The sequence below is a fragment of the Streptomyces sp. NPDC031379 genome (genome assembly GCF_055569615.1).
Genome location: NZ_JBVIIT010000060.1, coordinates 1 through 7,059 on the forward strand (window position 1 = coordinate 1; position 7,059 = coordinate 7,059).

The following is a 7,059-nucleotide window of genomic DNA, read 5'->3' on the forward strand; positions in this document are numbered from 1 at the left end:
TCAAGGGCCGGTGCCGGGGGGCGCTGTCGTTGAGGGCAGGTGTCCGGGCATCGGCAGGGGCCGGTGGTCAGCCTGTTCGGACACTGGCTCCGTAGTTGTCCGTCTGACGCAGCACTCTCGCGTCCTGGGCGGGTGCCGGCCATGCCTGGATGAGGTAGGTATCAAGTGGCCTTGAAACATGCGCGAGTTGTGCGTATGCGCTTCGATACCCGCTCGCGTCCGCGAGGGAAAAGTCACCCGTCCGGGCGTCGAAGCAGGCCCCGTCCCGGAACGCCCCCGGCGCTGTCACCGGCCGTCGATAACGTGACCGCTGTGATGGTGGGCACCGAAGAAACCCGGCTGGTCGTCCTGCGCGGCAACAGCGCCTCAGGGAAGTCGTCCGTCGCGGCCGGCCTGCGCGAGAGGTTCGGCCGCGGCCTGGCCCTGGTCGGCCAGGACAACCTCCGCCGCATCGTGCTCCGAGAGCGCGACCGGCCGGGAGCAGCGAACATCGGCCTGCTCGACCTGACCGCCCGCTACGCCCTTGACGCCGGATTCCACGTCGTGGTCGAAGGCATCCTCTACGCCGACCGCTACGGCGACACGCTCGCGCAGCTGCGCGCCGACCACCGCGGCCCGACCCACGGCTACTACCTGGACGTGCCGTTCGGCGAAACCCTCACCCGGCACGCCACCAAGCCGATCGCTCCATGTCACCGCGGGCGATGAAGGGCGTCGGCGATCCACTGCCCCAGAGGGAACCACGCGTGCGTGGCCGGCCACCCCTCGACCTCCGGCTTCTGGCCGCCACCAACGGCGGGTACGCGGTACGTGAAGGGCACGCGCAGGTCGCCGTGCTCGCGGGCGTAGAGGGCGGCGGCTTCGATGCCGCGCCGCCGGTGGGCATGTTCGGGGTTGCACCGACGGCCTCGCGACAAGCGAGCAGCCATTAGCGGTAGTGCCTGTTCCGGTGTTCTTACCTACGGCCAGGTGCCGTGACCCGCTTGTTCGTCCGACACCGCACTGGACGGCCGGTGTCGCTGTCGCCCCCGGGTGTGGCAGCGAAGGGTCGTGCGGCGTAGCCGCTCCCCCGTGCATCTCGATTGGCGGTAGTCCGAGCGCGGTAGGACGGGTGGGGAGCCAGACTGTCCCTATACGACCTGCGCGAGGAGGATCGCTCATACCTTCCGATTGGGCAGCCGTCGCTGTCGGCGGCATCACAGCGGCGGCAGCGATCTCCGGCTCCCTTGTCACCGCTTGGACGAATAGGCACAACGTACAGAAGCAGGTTGACGCGGACATGCGCCAGGGTGAGTACACGCGTTTCGCCGCCTTTCAGATGCACAAGCGGGAGGTGTTCACCGCTTTGCTGAAGGCTGGGGAGTCGACGTCTCAAGCCTCTGCGGATGGTGCGGGGGAGTGGTCGAAGGAACTGGCGAGGGCCCTCGTTGTCGCAGAAGAGCCGCTGCGGGTTCACCTGATGAAGTTGACCGACGAGGATCTGCCGTTGGAAGGCGAGAAGCTCATTGAGCTGGTTGTGAAGTTGCGGGAGGACGTGGACACGCAACTCCTACCGGGTAGGGCTCGCTGAGGACTCCTGACGACGAGCGTGCCCCGCACACTCGACCGGGATCGTTTCCCGCGAAGCCTCATTGCGTTCCACGATGAGAGGTGTGGGGACATGACGGGGGCGACTACCGAGCGTGGCAACGGTCTTCATAGACCGACCAATACGCGACAGCAAGACATGCGGCCTCACCAGTCCCGAGGCCGGAGTCCTCCCCGCCGACTCGGGGGTGTTCCGCCCCGCTCCAGGATCTGAATCATCCACGTCGAGTCCTCCTCGCCGACGCGGTGAGTGCGCAAGTTGCAGGCGTGCCTCGCCCCCCGTCCCTCTGTATGGGGGGTTTCTTCAGACCCATGTGGCGATGCCTGTTTCTGCTGGTGGGTGACTCGACCCGCTTGTGTTGAAGGTTTCGGGGCTTACTCGGGCGGTGATGCCGCCGATGAAGAGCATGAGTCCCAGGGTCGAGGTGAGCAGTGCCGCGCCGCCGATGACGGGGCTGTGGCGCAGTGCGTTGACGAGGTGTGAGTGTGCGGCCAGGTCGTGGTCGAAGTAGAGGACGAGAGTGATGGCGTCCAGGACCATGATGGTGAACCCGATGATGGCTGCGGCGACAGCCCCCCGAATGGGCTCCCTGAGCGGAATGCCGGTGCGGGCCGGCGTGACGGGGGCAGCCGCGGCAGGGGACGGTCTGTTGCTTTGCTCCTGCTGATTGTGCGCTTCCACGTCGGCGGCATGACGGGACCTCACACTGCCTTCGGGAAGGCCGCTGACCTGTGTTGCTTCGACCGCAACAGGGGCAGTGGCGGGGGCGGTCTGTTCCCGCTGGGACAGCTGGCGTACCTGGTGACGTAGTACCTCGACTTCGCGGTGCAGCCGCTGGAGCTGCTCGCGTTGCTGGTCGATCAGTGCGTCCGACTCGTGCGCGTACTGTGCCGCGGCAGCCAGCTGCTTGTGCGCCTCTCCCAGAAGCGTTCCTGTCTCCTCGGCGGCCCGCAGCGCCTGTGCAGCCTGTTCCTCGGCCTGTTCTCGCCTGTCGCGCTCCTGGTTCGCGCGCTGTTCCTCGTCTCTCAGCTGCTGCACGAGACGCTCGGCCTGCCGTTCGAACTCGCCGCTCGATGTCTCCGCCATCAGTAGCCGGCTGCGGCAGCTCGCTACGAGAGCCTTCAACTCGTGCGTCTGCTCTTCGAGGGCGGCTATGCGGTGGTGTTGGGATGGGCTGGCCTGCAGTGCCACCCTGCGTAAGCGGTGCAGCTCAGCGACCTCTTCGTCGGTGACGCCGGTGGTCTGCCGGACGAAGGCGACGATGGCGTCAGCTGTGGCTTCGTCGGCGATGGCCTTGGCCTTGCCCGAGAAGTACCTGCTCAGGCGTGACTTGTCGGTGTTCAGCCGGGGAGCCGCCGCAGTCAGGGACAGGGGCTGACGGTGGAAGATCTTCTTCAGCTGCGCGCCGTAGGCAGCTGCCTCGGGCGTCGGAGGCTCTGCCTGCTGTGCCACGGCGGCTCCAAGTGACCATGTTGTGAGGAGCGAGAGCCTACCCAACTCCCGCAGTTGCGCTGCCTGGTGTTCATCAATGCGCAGCAAGCGGAGAATCTGCGTCTTGGGAATGCACAGTGACGTACCGAAGGGAGCAACCAAGGAGTGGCAGACGCTCCCTCACGCTGCGCCCAACGATCCGGGTCTCCGTGTCTGGCCAGTGTCCGGTAGAGCCTGGGTAGGTCTTGAGGAACTTGCCCGTGTGCCTGGGCTGCTTGCTCCGCAGCTGCTCGTACGTCCTGCATCAACCTCTGGAGGGCCTTCAGCCGCATCGGGCGCTGCGGGTCTGGCCACACCCCTTCCATGTCGAAGTCGGGCATGCCAGAGCAATACGTGCCGGCACTGCCCGCCGGCGAAGACGCCGCGTATGGGTAGGGCCAGGCTGTAGTGCTCCGGCGCTGCTCACCGCCCCCTAGCCCGGCAGTCGGAGGCCGTGTGCTCCGCCCGGCAGGAACGGGTGCCCAGTGAGGCCGGGCCCCTCGAGGCACGGCCGCTTGCTCCGGTGGTGGGTCGCGGCGTTCGGTGCTGAGCTGCCGTACCTGGCGTCGCAAGACCGCGACCTCCTGATGCAGCTGCCGCAGCTGTTCCCGTTGCGCCTCGATCGTCGCATCGGAGTCCCTGGCGTAGTCCGCGGCTGCGGACAATTGCTGGCGCGCCGCAGCCAGCGCCGTGGCGGACCGACCCGCCTCCAGCTCCGCCTGCTCGGCCCGTACCTGCGCCTCGTGCCACAGCCGCTCCGCTTCACCCAGACGCATGGGGGCCTGCTCGGCCTGCTGCTCAGCCCGTGCAGCTTGCTGCTCCGCCTGCTGACGCTGCTGCGCTTCCCTGACCCGCACACCACGCTCGCGGTCAGCGCGGCGCTCTTCCTCCTGAACCCGCTGCAGGAGCACATCAACGCGCTCCTCCAGCCGACTGTTATCACCGCGAAGGTCCTGCACCTGCTCCCGGGCGGTGCCTAATTGCGCTTTCACCTCCTCCACCTGCTCATGAAGGACAGACACACGATCCTGGTGCCGGCTGCTCACCCCCTGAGCTGCCCGCCGCAGGCTGTGCAGCTCGGCGACCTCGGCGTCGGTGACTTCGGCACCGCTGGTGCGCACGATGTGAACCAGCCGGTCGACGTGCGGCTGATCCGCGATGAGAAGGCCGGAAAGATACCGACTGAGCTGCGAGGGATGAACCGGAATCCGAGAGGCGACTTGATTCTGGGATTCCAGCTGCCTCGCAAAGATCTTTTTCAGTGCCTGACCGTAGGCCAAAGCTTCCGGTCCCGGCGGAGGACTGTCCCGCCGTGCTGAACTCATCAGCCCACCCCCTAGGAGTCACGATGGTACAGCCCGCACGAGGGGGTGATGCCGGGGCAGCGCACGCATTTTGCGCAGTGACACGATGCATGCCATGTGGCAGCGCTGATTACTTCACCCAGGAATCTCGATTTTGTTCGCACGTGGCCGCCCCGAACGGTTTCAGAGTTTGTGCTCCGAGTGCTTTGATGAAGCCTCCAGAGACCCTCTCCTTTACGGGAAGCGAATCTTATCTCAGCCGCGTGGAAGTGGTTCAGCGTCCGAGGAGCAGTCCTGCAAGTGCTAGAAACTCACGGATGTCTAGGCGAGCCCGATGATTACCGCGATGAATTTTCCTAGTTCTTGCAGTCCCGGGATGCCGTACACGCCCGCAGGTGCGGCGATTCCCGCCGAAAAGATGAAATAGAATATTGGGCACGACCTCTCTGAACCCGAAAGGATTACCAAAGCGCACACCCGCACAAATGTGCCAATAAGGAGAAATAGGGCACCGACGGGAATGAGGACGATCAGGGAGGGGCCCGGATCGGCTTCCCGCATGGCCTTGTAGATCGACATGTGCAGAGATAGGTAACTGGTCGATGCCAGGATCACCCGCAGTTCCGGCAAGCTGATGCGGGGCCGTATGCGACGGGTGCCGGCGGACTCCTTGTTCGGGCGGCCGAGAGTAGTGCTCCCTCCAGCCATTCCACTGAGACACGCTGCCCGCGGAGCTCGAACCAGTGCCCCTCGGCCTCGGGACTGAACGACCGGCAGCGGAGGCGCCGACCTGCGTTGCACACTCCGCAACACGCTCAGACACTTGGCCAGCGGTGCTCCCTGGAGAGCGCTCGCACCTGACGCTGAAGAACCTGAAGCTCCGCTCCCAGCGTCCGCAACTCCTCGCTCTGCGCCCCGATTTTCTCCGCCTGCGCGTCAATCGTCGCTTCGGAGCCCCGGGCGTACTGCGCCACCGCCTCCAACTGCTTCCTGGCCCGCTCCAGTTCAACGGAAACTTCATCAGCCTCGGCCTCAGCCCGCCCAGCCTGTGCCTGCGCCTCGGCCCGCTGCTTCCGGGCCTCAAGGTGGGCAGCGGCCTGTTCAAGGCTCAGCTCGGCACACGCCGCGAGGTACTCGGCCTCCTCGCGCCGGCCCCGCTCGACGAGACGTCCCCAACGCTCCAGATCAGCTCGGGCCTCTTCGGCCTGGACCCGCTGCAAAAGGCTGTCGACACGCTCAAAGAGGCGCGCGTTGACACTCTCAACGTCCTGGACGCGGCCCTGGAAGGTACCGACCGCGGCCTGGAGGCTCTGCACCTGCTCTTGGAGCACAGCGATGCGGTCGTCCCGGCTGGAGCTGGCTTTCTGGGCCCTGCGACGTAGTTCATGCAGTTCAGCGACCTCGGCGTCCGTGACTTCCGCGCCTCTGCCACGCACGAGACGTACCAGTGCGTCCGCATGTTCTTTGGCGGCGATGGTGTTCTCTTTGGCGGAGAAGAAGCGGCTGAGCCGCGTAGGGGAGACCGCGAGCTACTTGGCCGCCTGGCCCTGGGAAAGATCCTCCTGCCTTAAGAAGATCTCTTGAGTTTCTGACCGCAGGCCAAAGCTGCTCGTGACGGAAGCTCACTTTCCCTCTCGACTGCACTCACTCGTCCCCCTCCTCGCCCAGCTAGAGGCACTTACGCCGCCGTTGCGGGCGTCTGCATCTGGCAATGAGTGTTGCGTATTTCTACGCAATGCCTAATTGGTCTTCCTTGCGAATCGTGCAACAGAAAGCCTGCTCTTCAAGTAATTGAGTCGAGGACCAGGAGAGCAGGATGAGGGAAGGTTTTTGTTCTTCCGTCGTGGCGGCCGCGGAAGCGGTGGAGAAGGCGGGGGCTCCCCGTCCACTGCATATCGCTGTATCACTCACAATTGGTGTTCTTATTGCCCTGGCGGCCGGTTTTCTGCACCGGTCGGACCGGTCGGTCCCGTCCGGTCCGCGCTATTCGGTGCCGGCGGCGGCGATGAGGGCGGGTATCGCTCTTTTCGGTACTGCTTCCCTGATGCTGGCCACGCTGATGTGCCCGCAGCGAGGCGCCAGTTGCCTGATCCTGCTCCTGGCCTCAGTAGCAGGCGTGGTCTACGGGCTGCTCGCCTTCTACGACAACAGCACGGTCCAGGCAGCGATCTGGCGGGCAGCCACGATCACAGCCACCGCCAGCGGGCTCGGGCAGGCTTTCCTGGCTCTGTACAGCGCAAGCTGATCCGAGTGCCACCCAAAGGGGACTGAAGCAGTGCTTCAGTCCCCTCCTGCGTTGATTTTTGATGCGCTCTGGGGGTGTGATGTAGTTTCCAGAGTTGAGCCAGAATATTTTTTGAAGCAACAATGGTAAGGGTACTCAGGCCAGACAGCCGCGCTTGGCCTGAGTAATTGTGATGCCTGCTGGACCGCTCCGCCGGCACAGCAGGTTCGACCCGCCTGACCAACCCCCTTACCACTGCCAGCCCAGGCCACGCGGAGCGTGGCCTGTTGCCTCGCACGCAGTGCGAGGCACTGCGGCCAGAGCGCAGCGGAGGCCGCCTCCGGCAGGGCGAAGCCCAGCCGGCTCCGCTTCCGAAGCGCAGCGGAGGAAGCGTCAATCTCCGGACGCAGTCCGGAGATTGCGCGGGAAGCGCAGCGAGCCGCCAGCGCTCCCGCGGAGCGGGACCACAACCC

At 65.4% G+C, this 7,059-nt stretch carries 6 protein-coding genes and 1 pseudogene; 5 read left to right on the top strand and 2 right to left on the bottom strand.

Translation table 11 applies throughout. The features are described from left to right. Window positions 1-315 precede the first annotated feature (315 nt). A pseudogene (locus tag ACZ5CW_RS41045) lies at window positions 316-687 on the top strand (P-loop NTPase family protein); the annotation flags it as partial. A 592-nt stretch (window positions 688-1,279) separates the two neighbouring features. Next, entirely contained in the window at window positions 1,280-1,570 is a 291-nt protein-coding gene (locus ACZ5CW_RS41050) for a hypothetical protein (protein WP_468610919.1), read from the top strand. 321 nt (window positions 1,571-1,891) lie between these two features. Here ACZ5CW_RS41050 and ACZ5CW_RS41055 read toward each other — a convergent pair whose 3' ends face one another. After that, on the bottom strand, window positions 1,892-3,040 hold the full coding sequence (locus tag ACZ5CW_RS41055; protein WP_468610921.1) for a hypothetical protein: 1,149 nt from the start codon (window positions 3,038-3,040) through the stop codon (window positions 1,892-1,894). A 761-nt stretch (window positions 3,041-3,801) separates the two neighbouring features. Between ACZ5CW_RS41055 and ACZ5CW_RS41060 the strand changes: the two genes are divergently transcribed. Continuing rightward, on the top strand, window positions 3,802-4,038 hold the full coding sequence (locus ACZ5CW_RS41060) for a hypothetical protein (RefSeq protein ID WP_468610923.1): 237 nt from the start codon (window positions 3,802-3,804) through the stop codon (window positions 4,036-4,038). Between the two features lie 645 nt (window positions 4,039-4,683). On the opposite strand, the gene ACZ5CW_RS41065 is transcribed toward ACZ5CW_RS41060, so the two are convergent. Then, window positions 4,684-4,941: a hypothetical protein gene (locus ACZ5CW_RS41065; protein ID WP_468610925.1), complete on the bottom strand. Its 258-nt coding sequence runs from the start codon at window positions 4,939-4,941 to the stop codon at window positions 4,684-4,686. Window positions 4,942-5,195: 254 nt separating this feature from the next. On the opposite strand from ACZ5CW_RS41065, the gene ACZ5CW_RS41070 reads away from it, so the two are divergent. Together ACZ5CW_RS41070 and ACZ5CW_RS41075 are read left to right on the top strand one after the other, a co-directional pair. Further along, window positions 5,196-5,744, top strand: a complete 549-nt coding sequence (locus ACZ5CW_RS41070; RefSeq protein ID WP_468610927.1) for a hypothetical protein — start codon at window positions 5,196-5,198, stop codon at window positions 5,742-5,744. A 434-nt stretch (window positions 5,745-6,178) separates the two neighbouring features. Further along, a complete protein-coding gene (locus tag ACZ5CW_RS41075) occupies window positions 6,179-6,607 on the top strand; it encodes a hypothetical protein (protein WP_468610929.1) in 429 nt (142 codons plus the stop codon). Window positions 6,608-7,059: the final 452 nt, after the last annotated feature.

What these genes read in the sequence shown, in the direction of transcription:
- ACZ5CW_RS41050 (WP_468610919.1), top strand. Translation starts at nt 1,280, where the DNA reads ATGCGCCAGGGTGAGTACACGCGTTTCGCCGCCTTTCAGATGCACAAG.
- ACZ5CW_RS41065 (WP_468610925.1), bottom strand. Translation starts at nt 4,941, where the DNA reads ATGTCGATCTACAAGGCCATGCGGGAAGCCGATCCGGGCCCCTCCCTG.
- ACZ5CW_RS41075 (WP_468610929.1), top strand. Translation starts at nt 6,179, where the DNA reads ATGAGGGAAGGTTTTTGTTCTTCCGTCGTGGCGGCCGCGGAAGCGGTG.